At 37.2% G+C, this 22,651-nt stretch carries 21 protein-coding genes and 1 pseudogene; 5 read left to right on the top strand and 17 right to left on the bottom strand.

Features of this window, described 5'->3' with window-relative positions:
- Positions 1-123 precede the first annotated feature (123 nt).
- The gene (locus MKY49_RS11140) at positions 124-678 is read right to left on the bottom strand and encodes a helix-turn-helix domain-containing protein (protein ID WP_274797322.1); all 555 of its coding nucleotides are present in this window, start codon (positions 676-678) and stop codon (positions 124-126) included.
- Between the two features lie 143 nt (positions 679-821).
- Between MKY49_RS11140 and MKY49_RS11135 the strand changes: the two genes are divergently transcribed.
- A complete protein-coding gene (locus MKY49_RS11135) occupies positions 822-2,024 on the top strand; it encodes an MFS transporter (RefSeq protein ID WP_322605123.1) in 1,203 nt (400 codons plus the stop codon).
- Between the two features lie 63 nt (positions 2,025-2,087).
- Entirely contained in the window at positions 2,088-2,624 is a 537-nt protein-coding gene (locus MKY49_RS11130) for a hypothetical protein (RefSeq protein WP_341386233.1), read from the top strand.
- Between the two features lie 38 nt (positions 2,625-2,662).
- Here MKY49_RS11130 and MKY49_RS11125 read toward each other — a convergent pair whose 3' ends face one another.
- The gene (locus MKY49_RS11125; protein WP_341386232.1) at positions 2,663-3,544 is read right to left on the bottom strand and encodes a GNAT family N-acetyltransferase; all 882 of its coding nucleotides are present in this window, start codon (positions 3,542-3,544) and stop codon (positions 2,663-2,665) included.
- A gap of 445 nt (positions 3,545-3,989) precedes the next feature.
- Here MKY49_RS11125 and MKY49_RS11120 point away from each other — a divergent pair, with 445 nt between their 5' ends.
- The 3 genes and pseudogenes from MKY49_RS11120 to MKY49_RS11110 all read left to right on the top strand — a co-directional run bounded on the left by MKY49_RS11120 (position 3,990) and on the right by MKY49_RS11110 (position 7,759).
- Positions 3,990-5,510 carry a spore germination protein gene (locus MKY49_RS11120; protein ID WP_312507336.1) on the top strand — a complete coding sequence of 507 codons (1,521 nt, stop codon included), beginning with the start codon at positions 3,990-3,992 and terminating at the stop codon, positions 5,508-5,510.
- Between the two features lie 17 nt (positions 5,511-5,527).
- The gene (locus tag MKY49_RS11115) at positions 5,528-6,649 is read left to right on the top strand and encodes a GerAB/ArcD/ProY family transporter (RefSeq protein WP_341386231.1); all 1,122 of its coding nucleotides are present in this window, start codon (positions 5,528-5,530) and stop codon (positions 6,647-6,649) included.
- A pseudogene (locus MKY49_RS11110) lies at positions 6,636-7,759 on the top strand (Ger(x)C family spore germination protein). The gene MKY49_RS11115 and the pseudogene MKY49_RS11110 overlap by 14 nt, the downstream one beginning before the upstream one ends.
- A gap of 2 nt (positions 7,760-7,761) precedes the next feature.
- Here MKY49_RS11110 and MKY49_RS11100 read toward each other — a convergent pair.
- From MKY49_RS11100 to MKY49_RS11030, 15 genes are all read right to left on the bottom strand, one after another.
- Positions 7,762-8,712 carry a nucleoside hydrolase gene (locus tag MKY49_RS11100; RefSeq protein ID WP_341386229.1) on the bottom strand — a complete coding sequence of 317 codons (951 nt, stop codon included), beginning with the start codon at positions 8,710-8,712 and terminating at the stop codon, positions 7,762-7,764.
- Between the two features lie 160 nt (positions 8,713-8,872).
- The gene (locus tag MKY49_RS11095) at positions 8,873-12,043 is read right to left on the bottom strand and encodes an ATP-binding cassette domain-containing protein (protein ID WP_341386227.1); all 3,171 of its coding nucleotides are present in this window, start codon (positions 12,041-12,043) and stop codon (positions 8,873-8,875) included.
- Positions 12,044-12,146: 103 nt separating this feature from the next.
- A complete protein-coding gene (locus MKY49_RS11090; RefSeq protein ID WP_274797213.1) occupies positions 12,147-12,557 on the bottom strand; it encodes an SRPBCC family protein in 411 nt (136 codons plus the stop codon).
- Positions 12,554-12,880: an ArsR/SmtB family transcription factor gene (locus MKY49_RS11085; RefSeq protein ID WP_274797212.1), complete on the bottom strand. Its 327-nt coding sequence runs from the start codon at positions 12,878-12,880 to the stop codon at positions 12,554-12,556. The genes MKY49_RS11090 and MKY49_RS11085 overlap by 4 nt, the downstream gene beginning before the upstream one ends.
- 159 nt (positions 12,881-13,039) lie before the next feature.
- Positions 13,040-13,267, bottom strand: coding sequence for a hypothetical protein (locus MKY49_RS11080; RefSeq protein WP_341386226.1), 228 nt, complete (start codon positions 13,265-13,267; stop codon positions 13,040-13,042).
- A 44-nt stretch (positions 13,268-13,311) separates the two neighbouring features.
- Positions 13,312-13,635, bottom strand: a complete 324-nt coding sequence (locus MKY49_RS11075) for an ArsR/SmtB family transcription factor (RefSeq protein ID WP_322605118.1) — start codon at positions 13,633-13,635, stop codon at positions 13,312-13,314.
- Positions 13,636-13,737: 102 nt separating this feature from the next.
- Positions 13,738-14,424 carry a Dph6-related ATP pyrophosphatase gene (locus MKY49_RS11070; protein ID WP_341386225.1) on the bottom strand — a complete coding sequence of 229 codons (687 nt, stop codon included), beginning with the start codon at positions 14,422-14,424 and terminating at the stop codon, positions 13,738-13,740.
- Between the two features lie 21 nt (positions 14,425-14,445).
- Complete coding sequence (locus tag MKY49_RS11065) at positions 14,446-15,525, bottom strand: hypothetical protein (protein ID WP_341386224.1); 1,080 nt, start codon at positions 15,523-15,525, stop codon at positions 14,446-14,448.
- A 140-nt stretch (positions 15,526-15,665) separates the two neighbouring features.
- Positions 15,666-17,102 carry a proline--tRNA ligase gene (gene proS, locus MKY49_RS11060; protein ID WP_341386223.1) on the bottom strand — a complete coding sequence of 479 codons (1,437 nt, stop codon included), beginning with the start codon at positions 17,100-17,102 and terminating at the stop codon, positions 15,666-15,668.
- Between the two features lie 339 nt (positions 17,103-17,441).
- Positions 17,442-19,148, bottom strand: coding sequence for a putative bifunctional diguanylate cyclase/phosphodiesterase (locus MKY49_RS11055; protein ID WP_274797204.1), 1,707 nt, complete (start codon positions 19,146-19,148; stop codon positions 17,442-17,444).
- Between the two features lie 355 nt (positions 19,149-19,503).
- Positions 19,504-19,674: a transcriptional regulator gene (locus tag MKY49_RS11050; protein ID WP_274797202.1), complete on the bottom strand. Its 171-nt coding sequence runs from the start codon at positions 19,672-19,674 to the stop codon at positions 19,504-19,506.
- Positions 19,675-19,900: 226 nt separating this feature from the next.
- The gene (locus MKY49_RS11045) at positions 19,901-20,050 is read right to left on the bottom strand and encodes a hypothetical protein (protein ID WP_004230023.1); all 150 of its coding nucleotides are present in this window, start codon (positions 20,048-20,050) and stop codon (positions 19,901-19,903) included.
- Between the two features lie 163 nt (positions 20,051-20,213).
- The gene (locus tag MKY49_RS11040; protein ID WP_274797200.1) at positions 20,214-20,714 is read right to left on the bottom strand and encodes a DinB family protein; all 501 of its coding nucleotides are present in this window, start codon (positions 20,712-20,714) and stop codon (positions 20,214-20,216) included.
- Positions 20,715-20,769: 55 nt separating this feature from the next.
- Complete coding sequence (locus MKY49_RS11035) at positions 20,770-21,732, bottom strand: tyrosine recombinase XerC (protein WP_322605113.1); 963 nt, start codon at positions 21,730-21,732, stop codon at positions 20,770-20,772.
- Between the two features lie 433 nt (positions 21,733-22,165).
- Entirely contained in the window at positions 22,166-22,579 is a 414-nt protein-coding gene (locus MKY49_RS11030) for a hypothetical protein (RefSeq protein ID WP_274797198.1), read from the bottom strand.
- Positions 22,580-22,651: the final 72 nt, after the last annotated feature.

Raw genomic sequence — 22,651 nt, 5'->3', positions numbered from 1 at the left:
TTTGTACAAAAAAGTCGATTCCTAAGCTTGAGGAAATCGACTTTTTTCTATATGAATGAAAATCAAGGAATTATAAAAATCGTCCATTACTTGTTAAGTAAGGACGATTTTTTACTTGCCAAACTACGGAGTTGTATACGTTAAAGACAGCATTAAATGGACTTTTTCATTAGAGCGGTTGATGTATGTGTGAAGCTCTTCACCTTTAAATTTGATGACATCCCATTGATTTAACTGATGGCTTTTCTCTCCTACCTTCAGCTCCAACTGTCCATTTAACACGAGCACAATTTCTTCAGAACCAGCTAAGTGGCACTCACTGTACTCGCTATTTGGTTCAAGGCAGCCTCTATACCATTCTGTTCCATGAGTTTTAAAAAGTGGTTCAACAAACCAATCGTTATTATGCCCTGCAAATTGATAGTCTGATCCAAAACGATGAACCTCGATATTTTCTTCAAAAGCTAACAACGAAACAAGTGGAATATTAAGCCCTCTACATATTTTCCATAGAATATTGACAGTGGGATTGGTTTCCCCTCTTTCGATTTTACCTAACGTCAATTTACTGACATTACTTATAGCTGCTAACTCCTCAAGGCTCATTCTTTTATTTTTACGTATCTCCCTTAAATTAACCCCAACTTGACCAGATAAGTCAATATTTTCCTCACTCATCAAGATGCACCCTCCCCATTGACTTTGTATAATTAGTATATTATAGTATACAAGTTGATAAATTATAGTTTACTTTAGTTGATGAAAAGTTAACTATAGTATATCAAATAAGCATTTTTAATTATACAAGGAGATGTACTTCTATGATAGTAAAATCAAAAAATCTATATATGATTTGGAGCGTTTTTTCTTTATTCATTCTATCGATGAATCTAAGAGCTTCCATCACTTCTATCTCACCTGTGCTAAAAAATATTCAGATGGACTTGCACATGTCTAGTGCTGTCGTCAGTTTATTAACTGCCCTACCCGTTTTTTGTATGGGCATTTTTGCACCATTAGCCGGGAAGTTAAGTGAACGCTGGGGCATCGAGCTGACAATTGCTTTATCAGTTTTATTAATTGGTGTGTCAACAGCATTGCGACTAATCGCATCATCGCCTGTGCTTTTACTAGTAACTGCTATTCTAAGTGGTATAGGCATTGCCATAACAGGGCCATTAATTTCTGGTTACATTAAAAAGCATTTCCCTAGATCTTCATCCTCTATGATTGGGGTTTATTCTGCGGGAATGGGGATCGGGGCGTCACTCAGCGCTGGTTTAGTCGTGCCTGTCATGCACGCTTTTCATCAATCCTGGAACGCAGCTTTAGCGATATGGTCTGTGTTTGCGCTTGCGGGTGTCCTAGTTTGGATTCCCATTATTAAAAAATCAAAACAATCACAGCCAACTAAAAACGAATCTGGAAGTCAAAAAAGTCGATTACCATGGGGAAACCGATATGTATGGCTCCTTATGATCATGTTTGGTTTGCAATCCGGTGTTTATTATTCCCTGGCAACATGGCTCGCTCCGAAAGTACAGGACGTTGGTTATAGTGATGCCTACGCGGCAACAACCGTTACGGTTTTTTCCGTTATGCAAATGATTTGTAGCTTTATTATTCCAATCATTATTAATAATAGTACCAAGAGAAAACCGTGGATGCTGCTATGTGCATTGAGTTCTTTTACCGGCATTTTCATGTTAATCATTGGCGGAATCTCACCTGTTTTCTGTGCCGCATTAGCTGGGATTGGTGCTGGAGGCTTATTCCCATTAGCCATGATTCTCCCTTTAGATGCAACATCTACACCAAAGGAAGCAAGCGATTGGACAGCCATGATTCAATTCGGAGGCTATATTATAAGTGGGATTATTCCAATGCTCGTGGGGGTCATTAAAGATATAACGAACACCTTTGACGTTGCCCTCATAGCATTATTATTTACTTTGGTAGTTCTGATGCTGCTAACATTAAAAGTGACAACTAAAAAAGAATCAACTATTCAGGTCCTTTCCTAATAGATAAAGAGGGAGTCAAGTTTGTGACTCCCTCTTTTTTATAGTAATGAGGAGCTTGGATTCTTGTTAGAAGTGATCCTATCTTTACTGGAAGGGATCCAATTTGATACAAAAGCGCTCGTATCTATGCTTGAAGTGCTCCAATTTGATACAAAAGCGCTCGTATCTATGCTAGAAGTGATCCAATTTGATACAAAAGCGCTCGAAACTCTGCTTGAAGTGATCCATTTTCATGCCAAAGCGCTCGAAACTCTGCTTGAAGTGCTCCTTTTTCATGCCAAAGCGCTCGTATCTATGCCTGAAGCGCTCCTTTTTCATGTCAAAGCGCTCGAAACTCTGCTTGAAGCGCTCCTTTTTCATGCCAAAGCGCTCATATCTATGCCCGAAGCGCTCCTTTTTCATATCAAAGCGCTCGAAACTCTGCTTGAAGTGCTCCAATTTGTTACAAAAGCGCTCATATCTATGCTTGAAGTGCTCCAATTTGATACAAAAGCGCTCGAAACTCTGCTTGAAGTGATCCAATTTCATCATAAAGCGCTCATATCAACGCTCGAACCGCTCCAATTTGTTACAAAAGCGCTCATCTCGCTACTGAAGTGATCAAAATCCCCTTCAGTAGCGATTACCCCCTCCCTCACTTAACTATGCGATGTTAGAGGGAACATAAAATTTCCTTCTAGTAGTGGTTTTTTCGAGAGGACAAATAGGGCATCGTCCTCATTTGGCATGATGGTTGTTGTCATGCCCTCGAGGGTGAAGTCAGGGGTGAAATAGAATACTACTTTTTTTGTAGTGTCTTTAACAACGCTTGCTAACACAGTCTCCGCATCGAATGGCCGTATGGAGATGATATCGTAAATATTTATAACGCCACCGTCTTCTTCCATTAACACAATTGTTTCTAAGTCTTCTAGATAGTAAATGGCATCATGAAATACGATGGTGAAATAAAACATTAATAGGGTTTCGTTCTGTTCGACATCAATAATACTAGAATTGACTTGACGATTTTTCGCATAGTTTTCTAGAATGACAAGATCCTGTTCAATTGTTAGTCGCTGTAAGGTAGCATTGTTCGGTTGAATAGTTTTTTTTGTGAGATCTAAGCTAAATTCACTTTCATGAATCCGTGTAAAGCCGAACTTTGGATAAAAATCCAATACAGTGTTATTGGCAAAAAGATACATGACATCACAGATATCTTCGTATTTATTGAGAATCTCCTGCATCAACTGCTTAGATAAACCCTGATTACGATAGTTTTCGTCGGTCATGACTGTACCGATTTGAATGCCGTTTAGTCGCTCACCATTGATTACTAACGACATTTTACTAATCGAGGCATTGGCAATGACTCTACCTTCCATAACAAATGAGTACGGAATATACTGGTCATTCCAATATCCTTTGTTGTACCAGTCTCGAAAATCTAAACCAAATGTCTTGATTGCTAAATCATTAAAACTTGCCTTTAATTTTTCATCATGACGATAATCAAATACTAGTTCATATTTTTCCACTTCAATTCCCTCCTTTTATTTCACTACGTCCTTTTTGTTGGGAATCATCACCTCCTAAAAACAGAAAAAGACCTTATGAGCACACACTCATAAAGTCCTTGGTTACACAGAAAATAAAGCTAGCTACCAAAAGTAGCTAACAGTTTTACTGTGGATTAGACATGATCATGTTTCTCTTCGTTATCGCAAAAGGGCAATACCAAATAAACCCTATAATTTCCTAAAAATTATAGAAATGCCCCACTATTAAATTCCATGGAATTTAATTTGCGATAATCAGTTTTAGCATAATGGTCTAAACTCCGTTCTGTTTTTAAGATACCTATAATACTACCACTTTTTGTTAAATGCTGTCCACTGCAAACTTGCAGAAAAAAGTATAGAATCCCCTTTTAAAGCCTATTCTATAAACGAAGTTAACCATGAAGGGAGCCTTTTATTTAAAATGAAATTTAAACTACCTTTCAATAAAAAACAACCACCACCAACAAAAGAGGCGCCTAAAGAAAACCTAGTAAGGGTTGCTCAAGCGACAGATCATTTTATTCAATCGATTAAAACTGCTACTAATAATCCAGCTGATTTAATTATAAAATCTATTCCACCAAATCTTACCCTTATTTATATTGAAAATTTAGTCGATAACCAAACGTTAAATAATGATATTATAGCAATTTTACAGAATCATCCATATGAAAAACCGGAGGATATTGAGATTTCTCTTTCTGTTCCTGAAGTGAATGAAACCAGTTTACTTAGGGAAACTGTAAAATCCATGGTCAATGGATCTGTTTTGATTCATGTCGATGGCTACTCTAATGTTCTATTGGTTGATATTGCTACAAGGGAATCTAGAGCATTATCAGCGCCTGAAAATGAATCACAGGTAATTGGCACACAGGTTGGATTTAATGAAAGCCTAGCTACAAATATTTCGTTAATTCGTCGCTACATAGTGAGTCCTGAGCTTTGTAATGAAAAGCTTAAAATTGGCAGGCGGACGAATACATCAGTTTCCATTTTATATATGAGTGGTATTGCCTCCGATCAAATGGTTAATACATTGCGTCAACGAATATCAGACCTTGATATTGATCAGTTATTAGATAGCGCAGTTTTGGCAGAAATGATTGATGATAATTCGTTATCAGTCTTCCCACAAATGCTTATGACTGAAAGGCCAGATAGATTATGCGATGCTCTTTTGGATGGCAAAGTGGGTGTTCTTGTAGATGGCAGCTCCATGGCTATTGTTTGCCCACAAGCGTTTACAGAGTTTTTCCAAAGTCAGGAAGATCAAAACTTAAGATGGCAAATTGCCACTTTTCTAAGATTATTACGTTTAGCTGCCTTCTTTATATCCGTCTATTTAACACCATTTTATGTAGCAGCTGTAACCTTTCATTATGAAGTCATACCACAAGCCTTTTTAGTACCTTTAAGTGAATCAAGGGCGTTAGTACCTTTTCCACCGATATTTGAGGCATTGCTGCTGGAATTTATTATTGAGTTGCTGAGAGAAGCGGGAGCAAGATTGCCCACGAAAATCGGCCAAACAATTGGTATCGTAGGCGGTATTGTAATTGGTACTGCAGCGGTACAAGCTGGTATTACAAGTAATATATTACTGATCATTATTGCTTTAAGTGCTCTGGCTTCTTTCACGTCACCTAGTTATATGATGGGGAACGTTATTCGTCTTATTCGCTTTCCAATTATTATACTAGCAGGATTCTGGGGCTTTTATGGTATCATGTTGGCTTTCTGTTTTATTCTTATTCATCTTATACGCCAGACAAGTTTGGGTGCTCCGTATATGTCTCCATTCTATCCACCTAGAATGAAAGAAATTCGAGATAGCATCATCAGAATGCCTGTACCTTTAACAGCGAAAAGACCTGCTTTAACTAGACCAAAAGATGAAAATAAATTTGAGCCTCAACCTGTAAAACCGGAAAAAAGTTGAAATGAAGGTGAAGTAAAATGACAAAACCTATACAACTTAGCCCTAAAGATATGATTAGCGCTTATTTACTGTTTTTTGTCATACATGGCGCACAAGTTGGGGTTGGTATACAGGGATTTCAACGAATTGTCTATCAAGATGCAAGACAAGACGCATGGATTTCAGTTTTACTAGCAGGGATTGCCTCTCATATCGTCGCATTTTTTATGATTAAAACATTAGAGATTTATGGCTCCAATGATTTATATGGCATTCAACAAGATATCTTTGGCAAATGGATAGGCAATTTATTCAATGCCATGTATGTATTATATTGCTCTGTAGCATTCTTTTCCGTTTTACGAAATTATATTGAAGTAATCCAAGTGTGGTTGTTTCCTGGAATAGGGACATGGTTTCTGTCAGCAACTTTACTCATTGTCGTTATTTATGCCTTTACTGGAGGGCTACGCGTAATTGTAGGTCTGGCCTTTTTTAGTATTATACTTTCCTTATGGATTTTTCCTATGTTGGCTTTTCCTTTGAAGTATTCAGTAGCAGAAAGTTTATTACCGGTTCTGGAAAATGACTTTCGTTCGATTTTAAAAGGTACCTTTTCAATGACTTTCACCATTATTGGCTTTGAAATCTTAAACGTTATTTATCCCTTTGTAAAAGAAAAGAAAAATGTTCAAAAACATGTTCATTTAGGTTTGCTGTTTACAACCTTTATCTATTTATCCGTCATGCTGGTGTCAATTACCTATTATAGTGAAGGTAAATTATTAAAAACGATATGGGCCACATTAACATTATTTAGTTTTATTAGCTTTCCTTTTATTGAGCGCTTTGAATTTATCGCCGTTTGTTATTGGATGTTAATCATTTTGCCGAATATGTGTCTTTATTTATGGGCTGCTTACCGAGGGGCTATTCGTTTAGTCAATATAAGTGGGACGAAGTTTGTTTGGTTATTCTCTTTCTTTGTGTTTATCGGTACATTATTCGTACAAACCCGTACTCAAATTAATGCGATTAATACTGTTTTTGGACATGTGGCATTTTACGTAATCTTTGTTTACCCTATTTTGCTATGGATGCTTGCCGTGCTGAAAAAGAACTTCACATCAAAGAAGGTGAAAAAAGATGAACAAACTTAAATGCTATTTTATTGTTTTTGTATCATTTATTTTTTTATATGGATGCGCGCAGACAAATATTTTAGATAAAGTAGGATTAACCACATTGGTTGGTTACGATAAAGGAACTGAAGAAAAAATAGCGACGACAGCCGTTATTCGTGAAGTAAATCCAGAATTTCAAAGTAATGTAGAAGTTTTAACGACCGAAAATGAAACAAGTAAAGGTAATCGTATGGAAGCGAATCGCAGGCTCTCAAAAAAAGTCATGGTCGGTCAAATGAGGGTTGTTTTGTTTGGTGACGAATTAGCGAAAGAAAGTCTGCATTATTATATAGATACAAACCTAGAAAACGCTAGTGTTAGTAATAGTATCTATATGGCTGTGGTAGAGGGTAAATCATCGTCATTATTGAGCTACGAATATAAAGATATCGAGGATATTGGCCAACATATATTTCGGTTAATCGAACAAAATGTGAGACAGGAATATATGATTTCGGCAACGCTCCATCAAATCGCACATGATTACTATTCATTTGGAAAAGATATAGCCATGCCGATTATTAAAAGAAATGGCGAGTTTGTTGAATTAAGTGGCGTAGCTCTTTTTAAAGGGAGCAAAATGGTGGGTTCCCTTCCAGCAAACGATAGTTTTTACGTTAAAATTGTCCGAGACACCTTTAAAGTTGGATTGTTTGAAACGATCTTAGACAAAGAGGATATTCCATCTAAAGTTCTTCAAAAACCTGCAGAAAAAATAACTGTGGCCTTTGATGCCATCCATTCAAATAGAAAGATGAAATTAGTGAATGCGGATACACCAGAATTTGATCTTAACATCGACATTCGGTCAAGAGTTTTAGAGGTATATCCTGATATCAATTTAGGCGACGCGAAGAATGTAAAAATACTACAGGATGCAATTGAAAAAAATTGACAAAGGAAATTGAAAGAGTGATCGCCCATAGTCAGGAAGTCGAATCGGATATTTTTGGTTTTGGTGAGAAATATAGAAGTTCTGTGAGACATTCTAAGCTGACAAAAGAAAAATGGCATAAAATGTATAAAGACATGAAAGTGAATGTCAATGTTAAATTTGTGATCCTACGAGATGGGGTTTTTGAATAGGCTCAAACTAATTGACCTGTCATGATAGCCAAAAAGTTATGGAAGAACTTGTCATAATGAATATCAAAGGCAATACGATGTCTTTTTGCTCCATTGTTACCATTTTCATATGGCCGTGTTTCGGCAATACTTTGCCCTCTTGCCGGACCTTCAAGTTTATCCACAATGATGACCGGATAGGACTCATAGATAAACATGTCAGGATAAATTGTTGCCATCAACGTTAATGCATCATGGACGGGGCTTCCTAATAAAGAAGGGTCCCGTTCTTGATAAAAACGAGTATAGTAGTCCATTAATGGTTTAAGGATTTTTGTTTGCCCAAATGAATCAATATAGTCCACCATCCCTGGTGTAACAATTGCCTTTTGTGTGGCATTCAATGGAATGATTGTTACATTCGTTGCGTAGGTTAGCACAATTTTCACAGCAAACGGATCACCATGGAAATTCGCTTCTGCCACTGTAGTGACATTTCCAGGAACCCAAAACGCACCACCCATAATATAGTATTCCTTGATATTTTTCATTAGGTCATTGTAAAGGATAAACATTGTAGCTAGTGAGGTTAACCGACCAATATTGACAATAATAAGCTCCTCATCCTTATACCTTTCAATTATATTGACAATTTCAAAAAAGTTTTCAATTTTTAATTCGTGATCGTCATTTGGTACAATAGGTCCCAGCCCTCGTTGTCCGTGTATCTCTGGGTAGTAAGTGGGTTGTTCCCCCGTTAAAGGAACCTCTGCTCCCAAAATAACGGGAATACCCTGTGGGAAATCGAATAATTTCATCACATAATAAATATTGGACACCGCATCTTCTCGCGAGACATTTCCGTAGTCTGCAACTAAGCCCACAATTTCTATTTCTTTATTTAGCCTTGCATAAATTAAGGCAACCGTATCATCAATGCCAATATCTCCAAATAACAGTACTTTTTTGACCAAAGAATAACCTCCCTTTTACTGCCAATCCAGCTACCTTTATAGTACGATTAAAATGGCAAAGACGACACAGAATGTTAACTTTTTTGGAAAAATTAGTGTGATTAATCAAATGAAGTAAACCCACTTGCTGTGCGCAAATGGGTTTTCTAACAAGTTGAGCTTAGTTATTATGTTGTAAGTATTGATAGACCGCCATCATTTCTTGTTTATTTAACTCACGAATGCGATTGAAAATTGGAATATGAGCAACAGCCTCAAGATGAGAGCCTTCTTTTACCACATCCCTTACTTTTCCTGTTAGCCAAGTTTGTACAGCAATACCATCGACGATTTGCTGACGCCCCTCTTCATTAATACCACTTGCACCACAGCTAACACAAGGGACGGTTAACTTGTAGACGCCATCATGTAGACCATCCTCTGAAAGAACCTTTTTCCCTTTACAGAATGGGCAAGTATGATTTGCTTTAACTTTGTTGATTTGAGTGACGATTTTTTTGTAGCCAAACGCCTCATACACATAGGTAAGTTTTTTGTATTTGCCATTCGTAAAATACTGGTCGATTATTGCTTCTCTCGTCTCGTAAATATTAGCAAAATCACAGATCGTTACTTGATTTTTACGGCTAATAACGTCTAAATTGCTTTCGATTTTTTCCCAGAATGGTAAAGCGTTTTGCAGAACGATTTCATACCCTACAAAGCTTGCAAGCTCCAATTCCAGCATTTTCAACGCTACTTGCGTTTCTCTTGGCAACAAGGAGACATCTTGGAGTAACGACATATCTCCACCAACGATTGCTTTCATTTTTTCTAATTGTGGTAAGCTCCCTACAATTTTAATGACTTCATCTAGTGACTGATGGATTAAGTCTCGGATATCTGTGTCCCCAAATCGTAATTTCTTCTGATGATTAAGCACTGTGCCATGACAGATTGGGCAAGGCACCATTTTTCTTGTTTCTTTCATTTGCTCTTTTATCTTAGATTTCGAAATGACAATATAGCGGCCAATGATTAAATTAAAGCCCTCCCATTTTTTCGAGGATTTCGTTGTCTTATCATAAAAAGATTGATCCCAATAGCCATATAAAAATGTATGTTTTTCTTCTTCTGTCATTTCATTGTAGCTTTTACTTATATCCTGGCCAAGTTCATTTTTAATCTCTTCAAAGAGGAATTCTAATTTTGAATGTTGGTAGTATTTTAAGACATCCATCACATCTGGATGTAATAAACCGTCCCAAAATGGCACATTTTTATTTTGTACTACGATATCAAAATCGAATTTTTCTATTTCTAATCGCCCCGAACAGCTTGGACAGTGATTTTCTTGGCTAAAGAAATCAAAGCTTTTTGTATCCTTATTCGTTGGATGTGAAGCGACAATATGGTTGATAAGCCCCCCAATTTCATAGAGAAAACTATATTGGCTATATAAATGTCGCTCTAGATCAATAGCAATGACTGGGGCAATCCTGTTCGATTCGTAATCACTGTATATAAGTCGAGCCATAGAGGATAGGCTTTTTAAGATTCCCCCTTTATAAATATTTTCCGCCATTTTAAAATAGCTAATCTGATGGTCTTCTAAGTATTGAATGCCATTTCTAGAATCAAGTGTTGACGCAATGTGTAAAGGAGCTATGTTTTGTGAATGCTTCACTTGATTAAAATAGTCTTCTTGACTGACCACCTCAAGATGTGTCACAGGTTCCTGCTGTCTTTTCCCAAAATCGATGATAAAATCTGAGCTTTCGAGCATATAGGCATTGTGCTCAATCATGATGATGGAAATGGATTCATCTTCAAGGATGTCCCTTACACTATCAATGAACTGATTTAAAATATTTTGAGATAACCCTTTAGACGGCTCGTCAAAAATAAATAGTGTATGTGGGTTTCGAGAATTCGCAAATAACTCTGAGACAAGATGTACACATTGGAATTCACCAGTAGAAAGGGATTGTGTCTTTCTTTCCAATGTTAAATAGCCAAGTCCTAATTTTATCAGCAAGCTTAACCGCTTATGGGCGATGTCTTCATTAGGGAGTTCATCAATGATATCCTCAATCGAACGTTGAAAAATATCTTCAATCTCCTCACTATATTTTGTTAATTTCCTTTTAATATCGAGGAATGTTGCGACAGTAGATCGACTTGTAATGGATTGATTACGATCTTGTCCAACCATCACAAGTTTATCCTTTGGATAGCGTTTAACAAAATCTTTCGCGATACATTCATTGACAAGTGTTGATTTTCCACACCCAGATTCCCCTGTAAAAGTAACAAGTCGGTTTTTAGGAATTTCTATTCTATTCATTTGGATATTCCGACAATGGAGGTCTTGGAATTGGTAGTAGGTAGTGGGCATTACGTGATTTCGTTCCCAATAAATTGGCTGTGGTCGAGGGGACTCGTCTACAATTTTCCCACCGTATTTCCCACTACCTGGTCCGAAGAATAAAGGCTTGTCTGCAGTGTCGAGCACCGTATCTGAATGATCGATAAGCCAAATTTGATTTTTAGAGCCCAGTTGTTGAATTTGCTCCAATATTTTTAATAACGTATCATGGTCCAAACCAACCGATATTTCATCGACAATGATGACTGTATTTTCGCTCGTTGCCATGAATTCTGCTAAGTAAAGTCGAGTTAATTCCCCACCTGATAAAGTCCCCATAATACGATTCAATGTTAAGTAGCCAATGTTCATTTGAATGATATTTTGAAGTATATGCTGTTTTTCTTCGCTAATTGTTAATTCATTTGATAAAGAATAGATAGCCTCGATGCTTAAATTATGAATATCAGAAATGCTATAGGGTTCATTCCATAAAGTTAGTCGATGTTGCTCCACTTCTGGACTATAGCGTTTACCCTGACATTTTTTACACTCTACATTTTTCGTCGTGCCTCGTCCTTTACATGCAGGACACCAGCCTAAAGCGTTATTAAAGGAAAAAACCTCTGGAGACAGCTGAAATTCTTCTGCCAAACGATCACGTATTTCTTTAAAAACACCTGTATGTGTACCAATTGTTGAACGAGGATTTGTAGAGATAGATGATTTCCCTAGGAAAAGAACTAATGGCATGTCCTCCATTTGAATCGCACTGAAGTTCGTTTCCATAATGTTTGGAAACAAATATTGATATTCAGACTTAGGTAATAAAGAAACGAGACGTTTTTTGGATTCCTCCCCAATCGTTTGACAAAATGTCGTTTTCCCTGAGCCAGACAACCCTGCAATTCCTAGTGATTGATCTTCTGGTAAAACTACATCTAAACGGTTGATATTATTGGCAATGAGTTGATTGATCTTCATGTCGTGATCCTTTCGTGTGTATTAGGCTTGTTAGAAAATGAAAGAACACAATTCTTGCTAAGGAATTGCGTTCTTCATTGTAAGGTTATTTGAATGATGATGATTAGGCTAACACTTTTTCAAGCTGTGAACCCATATTTGTCCAAGCATATTTAGCCCCTTCAATAGCTCCTTGACGAGCTTTTGTTTCTTCACTAAATCCACTTTGGTCGAGGTGAAGCTGTGTAGTTCCATCAGATTGTTCTGTAAGTGTCCAAGTTACTGTTGTTGTTTCGCCAGCACTAGACCACGTGTATGATAATTTATGAGGCTCTTCAACTGCAAGTACTTCACAATTTACAATACCATCCCACCATTCATTTGGCTCAGCACGGAATTGAAATTGATGGCCGACGATTGGCTGAAAATCATTGCTCCAAATCCATTTTGCAAGCGTCTCTGGATCTGTTAACGCATGCCACACTTTTTCGATGGAACTTGTAAATTTAAAATCTAATGATACATCTGGTTTCATTTGTTTTCCTCCAATAAAAGATGTAGTTTTGATATTCTTTCTTTCCAAAATCCTTCATAAAACGAGACCCAATCTTGTATTTCTTTCAATGGTGCTGCATTCAGCCGATACCTGGTCTCTCTACCTTCCTTGCGAGCCATAACAAGACCTGCATCTTTGAGGATGGCCAAATGTTTCGATACGGCAGTACGCCCCATGTCAAATTGAGCGGTTAATTCGTGAAGTGGTAACTCATCTACCTCTGCCAACAAACCAATTAATTTTCGTCTTGTCGGATCAGCAATGGCTACATAGACGTCACGCTCTTGATGATTGTTACTCAAAACCACCACCCTTTCTAATAGGACACTGATTGGTGTCTTAATTATATGACACCAATTAGTGTCCAGTCAAATGTTATTTTAGACAATATCGAATTGTTTTTATACCCTCTTAAAAGAAAAATTGAATTAAAAAAGTACAGAGGTAATAACCTTTGTACTTTAATCAATTTGTTTTAAGATATTTTCAATATTTGTTAAACGGTTATTAATTTCCTGAATTTGCAGTTGTTGCAAATGGGCTGTTTCTTTATCTAATGTTAAACGTTCCTCTGCACGACGTTCCATACGACGGATAACGCTTATTACAAAGACAAAAATAATAACAAGAACAATCAGTGGCAGCAAAGCAAAGAATGCCGAAAAGATTGAAATGGACATGGACGACATTTCATCAACTCCCTTCATAATTAGTAAACCATCTAAAAACAATGTTATTCCTTTCTTTTTTTATCCGTTATGCCGCTAGCAACTTGGGCAATGAAATCGGCATTTAATGTAATGCTAAAAGGGTTTAGCGTGTAATACTTCATCGCTTTGCCACTTTCAGAAACTTCGTGATAGCCATTAATTAAGTTAGCTTCCTCTAATTTTTGTAAATGTAAGTATAGTAATGGTCTACTGATTGCTAACTCTCTTGCAAGTTGACTAACATATCGCTTTTCTTGATGGAGAATAGCAATAATTTTTAAACGATAAGGATTTGACAGAGCACCCAATACTGTTAACAGTTCATCACCTTTTAGTATATCTTTCATATGTAATAACTTTATTACACATGAAACAAAATGACAAGTTGAGGTAAAAAAACCTTTAATGTAATGAATTGGTCATCACATTAAAGGTTATCTTGAGTGATTTTACGCAAGTTCTAAAGGTAGAAATGCATAGTCTCCGTCTCGTACAATTGAGCATTTCCGAACTTGAATAGGCTGCTTAAAAAGTGGTCCATCGATGACAGTTGTATGGAATTCTCCACCCTCCCCACAAGGGTCAATGCCGCGGGCTTCAAGCTCCTGTACATATTCGTAGGTAAGTGTTCTTCCTAAATCTTCTTCGGTCATACCTAAGGATAAGTTGACCGTGACAATTATCGTGATAAATCCTAAGTTAATAAATTCATCGACAGCTTGACGATGGTTCATCTCCCACAAAGGCATACCAAGCTTTAATCCTGCCTTTTTTGTCACCTGATCATGCCAGCAGCCATGTTCAGGCATGTCTAAATCTCCTGTCACTAATACCTCTGCCCCTTGATTTTTTGCATTTTCTAAAAGACCAATAAACACATGCTCATATTCTGCCCAACTTGCTGCAGCCGTATAGACAGGTAATCCGATCGAGTCTGCTTGTGCCTGGATAAGCTCTGGTGGCATCCCATGGGACCTTGAGCGTTGCCCTTCTTCCTCAAGCATCACGATAAGACCTATTGCTTGACCTACCTGCGATGCTTTATATAAAGCTAAGACACTATCCTTTCCACCACTAAATGAAGCAATAAATCGATGATCTTGCGCATTATTTTTCCAGCCTGTTGTTTCTGTCATATTACTTTTCTCCCTTTACTATCAATCAAGATATATTCTTTTAGCTTCCTCGTCGAAAAACTGCGTAATTTTCGGATAGTTGTTGATGTCGATATTGGATTGCCTCATGATTTTCTGCAAAAAAATCGTATCCGCAAACATTTTATTGAGTATAAATTTACATAATAATGGGTTGTCTTGAAAATACTCAACTAACGCTTGGAGTTCATCAAAATGAAAATTCAAAATATAAATGGCGTAATTTTGTAATAACATACTCATACAATGCTCTCGGTAAGGATTGGACAGCTCCTCTAACAGCATGTTGTTTAGCAATTGAAAGAATGCTAATTTATTTTCCTTATACATATGTAAAAAGTGGTCCACATCATTAATTAACCGGAGGATTTCCTCAAGCCCTTCTTCTTGAGGCATCGCAAGCTTATGCGATTTCCCCTCTAATGTTTTTAAGAGCTCTAACGTAAGATGCTTACAAGCGTTTATTTCCTCAGGCGCTAACACTAATGAATCCTGATAGTTGTGGGCGTGCTCAAAAAAATAATCATGGTAAAAAGAAAGATATTGCTCCAGACGAATATTCGTTTTTGTATGTACTATCGATTGGTCTTGGAATGAAAAGGCGTAAAGCGTCTCCTCATTCACTGGATGAGCATACAAAAAGAAAAAGAACAAGAAATCTTTTAATTGTTGCTTTTGCTCTTCGTTTAACATTGTCATATACGATAGTTGAGCTAGTTGGAAGAAACAATAATTTTTCATCCGGTCATTCATTGTATTATATGGATGACGAGGAATAATCCTTGTAGTTGAATTAATGGTATAGTGTACATAGTAAAATACTTGCTCATCGTAAACATCGAGCTGATGGAAATACGATGAAAGTATAGGTTTCCCATTTGGTGGATCACCGTACTGTGGATCTGGAGGTTGAAGCTCCTCTGCCCACGCCAAAAATGTTTCATGCTCATGAGCACTGAAAAAGAGCTCCGCACTTTGATCTTCTAATACTGCATACTCAAAGTCCTCCATTGGAACAGCTGGTAATCCTCGATTGAATTTGATATTAAGATAGTTATTGAATAATGCTTGTACATTCGCCATGCATGTCCTCATTTCTTTAGGAAATTCAAGTCATAACGTCCTTTATTTTAACATAATCTTGATGAAAACTTAGCTGCTCGAGTAGAATTTCCACTTAACAACAACACCCTCCTACAAAATAGGAGGGTGTTCAAACGATATTAATACGCTTGCGCAAACCAAACTGTATGCTTTGCTTTGTTTCCACAGCCAATACATGTTGTTTTTGTTGTTGGTGGATTGAATGGGATGTTGCGGGATGTGTATTTTGTTTCTTCCTTCACTTTTTCCTCGCATGCATCCTCGCCACACCATCCAGCAAGTACCCAGCCTGGAATTGAGCTGTTTTCTTTCGTTGTTTCGATATGCTGCTGAAGTTGTGGAAGTGTATCAATTGTTGTGTGTGCATTTGCTTCACGGAATTGACGGGCTTTTTCCAGTAAACGCGTTTGCATCGTTGTTAGCTCCTCTTCAATAGCTGTGACAATTGTAGCTAAATCGATTGTTTGTTTGTCTTGTTCATCACGCGCTTTCATTAGTGCTTGGTTGTTCTCCAGGTCACGTGGTCCTAATTCAACGCGAACTGGCACCCCTTTTAGCTCCCATTCATTAAACTTAAAGCCTGGTGACTGGTCTGAATCATCCAGACGAACTCGAATTCCTTTCGCTTTTAAGGCAGCAAAGATTTCGTCTAAATGTTCCATAATTTGAGGGTTCTTCTTCCATGGTCCAACTGGAATTAAAACTACCTGTGTTGGCGCAATACGAGGAGGTAATATCAGACCCTGCTCATCGCCATGGACCATAATAACGGAACCAATTAACCGTGTAGACGTACCCCAAGATGTCGTATGAACATATTCATGCTGATTCGCTTTATTCAAATACTTGATGTTAAAGGCTTCAGCAAACTTTGTCCCGAGATAATGCGATGTTCCTGCTTGCACAGCCTTCCCATTTTTCATCATGGCTTCAATGGAATACGTATCGACAGCACCTGCAAAACGTTCTGAAGGCGTTTTTTGACCATCGTAGACAGGAATTGCTAGCACTTGTTCCACTACTTCTTTATAAATGTCGAGCATTTGCATCGTTTCTTTTCGAGCATCCTCTTCATCGACGTGAGCTGTATGTCCTTCTTGCCATAGGAATTCGGATGTGCGAATAAAAGGAAGTGTTTTCTTTTCCCAGCGGAAAACATTTGCCCATTGATTGATAAGCACTGGTAAGTCCCGGTAGCTTTTGATCCAATTTGAGTACAGGTGTCCAATCATTGTTTCAGAGGTTGGTCGAAGCGCTAAGCGTTCCTCTAATTGTTCTCCTGCTGCCTCTGTTACCCATGGAAGCTCAGGTGAAAATCCTTCGATATGATCCTTTTCCTTTTGGAAGAAGGATTCAGGAATAAGCATTGGGAAATAGGCATTACGATGCCCTGTCTCTTTAAAGCGACGATCCATCTCCTCCTGAATATGTTCCCAAATTTCGTAGCCATCTGGTTTAAAGGCAATACATCCACGAACAGGTGTATAATCCATTAAATCCGCCTTTTGAATGGTTTCAATATACCACTTTGAAAAATCTTCTTGTTGTTTTGACATGTGCATTCCTCCATATATTTTTGAAATAAAAAAGCACAAAGCTGTCCTTAAAATAAGGACGTCTTTGTGCTGGATAGACGTGGTACCACCTTGGTTTAGCTTTAAGTTTTCACTTAAAACCCTCTCACGTTTGGTAACGAAAACGACTCGGTTATGTTTGCATAACATCTCCGTGGTAGGTGTTCAGTACAGAAGCGGTGATATAGCTCTCAGCAGTTGCTATATTTTCTGTCTCACAATTCGTACTTACTTGGCCACATCATCAAATTGTATGGTTATTAACAGTTACTTTATCCCACTTTAGCAAAATCATTCAAGAATAGCAATTCATAACTGATTTTATTTTGTGACGGTGTTAACGATTAAATTCGTAAAATCACCAACAGATAAAGGCTTACTGAAATAATAGCCTTGGACATATTCGCAGCCATGCTCGCGAAGAACGTTTAATTCAGCTTCCTCCTCAACGCCTTCAGCAACTACTTGCAGATTTAAGGCGTGGGCTAAAGAAATCATGGCCGAAATCATGGCGATTCCTGATTTTTCGGGTACGATATCCCGCACAAAAGCACGATCAATTTTAAGTACATCTACTGGGAATTTTTTTAGGTAATTTAACGATGAATAGCCTGTACCGAAATCATCTAGTGATATGGTAATGCCAAGTGCTCGCAATTGTTTAATAGTATCAATTAAGTCTTCCGTATAATCGAGCATACTCATTTCAGTAATTTCAATTTCTAATAAATGAGGGTCAATGCCAGTTTCTGCAATAACCTCCCGCACCATTTCCACAAAGCCATCTGTACTAATATGAATTGGAGAAATATTCACAGCTACGCGTAACGATAAATCATGTGTTTCATTCCACAAACAAGCTTGGGCGGAGGCCTTACGTAATACCCAAACACCAATATCATTTATGAGCCCACAATCTTCAGCAAACGGAATAAAGCGATCTGGTGGAATATGTCCTAATTCAGGATCATACCAGCGCAGCAATGCCTCCATACCAATGACCGTATCTGTTTTCAAATCTATTTTAGGCTGATAGTGCAATTCTAAGCGATCCTGTTTTAGTGCTTGGTGTAATTTTGTTTCTAATAAAAGCCATTTATCATTGGCTTCATCCATATTCTCACGATACAAGCGATATTGGTTACCTCGCGTCGATTTTGCTGCATACATAGCAATATCAGCATTTTTCAATAATTCTTCTACGGAGTTTGCGTGATCTGGGAAGATACTAATGCCGATACTAATACTTGCATAAAATTCATAGGTATCTACGATGAAGCTCTCATGGAAAACGTTAATAATTTCCTTGGCCATTTCTTCAATACGACTCACATCATTTAAAATCATGACAAATTCATCGCTATTATGGCGATAGAAAGAATTAGAGGTAAAATCAATATTTCGTAATCGATTGGACATTTCCACTAAAAACATATCACCGATAATATGCCCAAGCCCGTCATTAATGTGTTTAAAGCGATTTACATCAATGAAAAATAACGCAAATTTTTCTCCTGTACGTCGAGATTGATGAAATTCATTTTCTAAACGCTGTTCTAATTTACGACGATTTGGCAGCCCTGTTAATTCATCGTGATAGGCAATGTGAGTAATTTTTTTGATGTCCTTTTGTGCTGTAATGTCGACTCGAATGGCGATATATTGATAAGGCTTTCCCCTTTCATCTAGGAATGGGAAAATGGTTGTCTTCACCCAATATAAACTGCCGTCTTTCGCACGATTGCACACCTCGCCATTCCACATATCACCTTTACCAATTGTTTTCCACATCTCTCTAAAGAAAGACTTTGGATGAAAACCTGAATTTAGTAAACGGTGATCTTGACCTAATAATTCTTCACGCGTGTACTTCGAAATTTTGCAAAAATGATCGTTCACAAAAGTGATTTTTCCGGTGCGATCTGTTATTGCTACAATGATAGAACTATTCATAGCAGAAAAGATATCTTGTAATTCTTTTAGACTGTAGTTCATTTGATTAATACTACTAGGCGTGATATTCATCATTCTCATTCTCCATTCATTAAAATATGAAGGGTTTGGTACTTTTGCTTTATCTTACAGCGAGGTATAAAGTTGTGGTATATCGCCCTTATTTATGTAATTATATTATAGTCCTAGAAAAGCAGTTAATTCAACCCAAATATCAAAAACAATCAAAGCTCCATTTGATAGTTTTTAATAGAATAGACAAAAATTAGTGATTAATTTTTCCCGAAAATCGTCTAATCATGGCGTTTTTAAATACTTTAGTACTATTAAAAGCACTAACTTTAGGCTATTTATCTTTAAAATGCACATAACTATGTAAATATGCAAAAATACCTTACCGTCCTCCGTAGGCAGTAAGGTATTTTACACGCTAAGAGATCTCATATTCAATTGATCCTCCTGAAGTTTTCGCATGTTGATTGTATGCATCTAACTGCTCTTGGGATAAATTCAACATATAATAGTGAAAATTTATCGGTTCTAAGCCATGCTCCTCACATACTTGTCGATAAAACTCATACCCTTCTCGATAATCTGTCATCCTTCTAACTTCCTTTCACTCTTGCGACTATACTTGATTTATTCATAACTAATATTTTGTTATATAACAGAAATATTATTTTATTAAAAATATATAACAGCGTTATTTACTTGTCAATGAATGATCTGAAATTTCTTGTGAATGACGAAAGCCCAGTCCATTTTGTTTAGTATGGCTGGGCTTTTCATAAAATATTCACGTCGGCTTCCGTCATAACCACGTCCTTTTAAATTCCTAATTGTTTTGCTTGCATATTATAGGCAGAAAGTTGTTGCTGGGATAATTGCAAGACATAATAGCGGAAAGAAATTGGTTCTAACCCATAACGTTCACACATTTCACAATAAAATTCATAGCCATCACGATACTTTGACATCTAAAATTCCTCCTTGAATTCAAACTGTTTTATAACAGTTGTTTTTATTTTTATTTAATATATAACAGATTATGTAGCACGTCAAGAGTTTATAACAGAAAAATTTCATTACAAGAAAAGGAATTCGAGCTCTACGTTGAGTGCCCCAATTCCTTTAATCATTTCATATTGCTCTTACTGTTTCTTGTATTTGCTCGATATGACGCTGTTCGTGCAAATAGACCATTTCAATCCACTGATCCAGTGGCAATTCTCCTAATGCAGGATGCTTCACCGCATGCTTTGCTAATCGTTCGGGTTCTTCGATTGTTTGTAAAAAGGCTAGGAAATTCTTCCTTGTTGTCGCTAGTAAATCCAACATGGCTTCCATCGTAAAAGGCTGTTCCGTAGGTTCAACGATAGTTGGTGCTTGAAATTTCCTTGACCTATCCAAAATAAGCAGTACATCTTTTCGTGCGGGCGATGTTTGCTCTTGTGCTTTTACTCCCCATGCTATGGCTTTTTTCGTTGCTTCCTCCACTAAAACAAGATGATGACAAATTTGTGCTACACTCCAGCTCTGTGCATCCGGTTTAACATTAAAGAGCGTATCATCTAAAGTGTGAATCGTCTGAAGCAGTGCCGTTCGCGTTTCATCAAGATGATCTTTTACAATTGATATCATAAACACCCCATTTCATTTCGTATTCTCTTATATATTCGCTACTGATGGTAGAAAATCATCTTTCCCGTACCATATTAAATGGATTGTTTTCTAGTACATGCTGCAGCTGCTCATCTTCTATATGCGTGTAGATTTGCGTTGTTGCAACACTTGAATGCCCTAAAATATGCTGGAGGCTACGTATATCTGCTCCAGCTTTATACATCATCGTTGCAGAAGTATGGCGTAGTTTATGCGGTGTTAGTCGTTCCTTTTGCAGTCCTGATTGCTGATTAATGCGTTTGACAATTTTAGCAACCGTTTGACGTGTAAAGCGCGTGCCTTTTTGTGATACGAAAAGTGGTTCCTCACCGTCTCCCTTATAAGGGGTCTTGCCACTATTTTCATAGTCTGCAAGTGCCTGCATGCAGCTATCATTTAAATAGACCGTTCGTTCCTTATTGCCTTTCCCTATAACCGTTAAATACCGTCCTTGAATCGAGGTTGTATTAAGCTGGCAAAGCTCTGTTACACGAATTCCTAAATTTAAGAAAAACATCATCATACAGTAATTTCGCGGTGATGCCTGATTGATCTGAATACCTTCTATAAATTGTGTAGCTTCTTGAAGGTTCATATAGATAGGTCTTTTTCTGCCGATCTTCGGTGTTTCTAATTCATCTGCAGGATTTTCCTCAATGAGTCGACGTTTTCCTTTTAAGTATTTGAAAAAAGATTTTAAAGTCGCGACTTTTCGAGCTCTCGCCGCAGCAGAATTACCTCGTTGAACTTCACAGTACTCCATAAAGTAATAAAGATCCTCTAACGTAATAGCACGAATTTCTTCTATTGTCATTGTGGCAATATCTATAGCATCTAAATTCTCTATCCCCAAATCCTCTTGAACTGCTTTATGAAAACGGAAAAATAAAGTCAAATCATATTCATATTCTTTTCTTGTACGCTGTGACTTTCCTTTGATGGTTGTTAAATAGACAAGGAAATCCTTCATAAATTTTGGTTGCTTCGTTTTTTGCATCAAAAATCACCTCTATTTGCTCTATTTTACCATAAAAAAACGTTCCCAAATATAAATTTGGGAACTTAATTGCATAAAAAATGCTCTCTCTGTGTATTTAGAACAAATGTTCTTTTATGTGCAATGAAAAATCCCCTTTCAATTCAAAAGAGGATTTCGTTATAAAGGATTTGTGACAGTTGCTACATTTTAGGCATAAAGTTCACGGGATATGAATATTAAAATCTAGTAGACTTTATCTGGGTTGCGTTAAAGAAAAAAGACTATGGGAGGATTTTGGATTTTGAGAGGAGTTTTTTTCGAGCGTACGCAAAAAATCAGGATTTTTCACAAAAATGGTTTGCGCTGTGAGACGATTTGAAAAAACAGTAGATGGGTAACCACCCATGTCGATTCGTCTCACAATGTGTATGGTATTTTTTGGATAAAGCGGTTATTTTACAAATACTGAGTATGCTCCATCTGATTGTTTTGTTAGTGACCAGTTTGTCGATAACATTTGTTGAATTTTTGTGACTGTTTCCTCATCACACGTTAAGTGCTGGATACCCGTTTCTAATAATTGGTAATCCTTCCCTTCTTCTAATTGAAAGCGTAGATGCAATAAACGTTGGATGCCTGGCAATGTTACATACTTAATTCGATAATGGCCATGTAGTGCATCTAAGAATTGTTGTTCCCCTTCTTTATAAAGAGCCATTGTCTCACTAAATTCATAGTTTGGTACTTGTTCTTGCCAAGCTGATACATCCCCCGCTCGTAAGGCACGTAAAATCTCCTCGTCTGTTAAATCTAATTTGGAAAGTTTATCTAATTCATAAGCTTGCATTAAATTAATGATGGTCATGATTGTTAGCTCCTTTTTATGTATTTATTCACAGTGTAACATGTTTTCACTACTACTTAAATTCGGAGGCGA

It is taken from the genome of Lysinibacillus sp. FSL M8-0134 (assembly GCF_038069745.1).
Taxonomy (GTDB): Bacteria; Bacillota; Bacilli; order Bacillales_A; family Planococcaceae; genus Lysinibacillus; species Lysinibacillus irui.
Note: the sequence above shows the minus strand (reverse complement) of the source record. Positions and strands in the feature narration are given on the sequence as shown.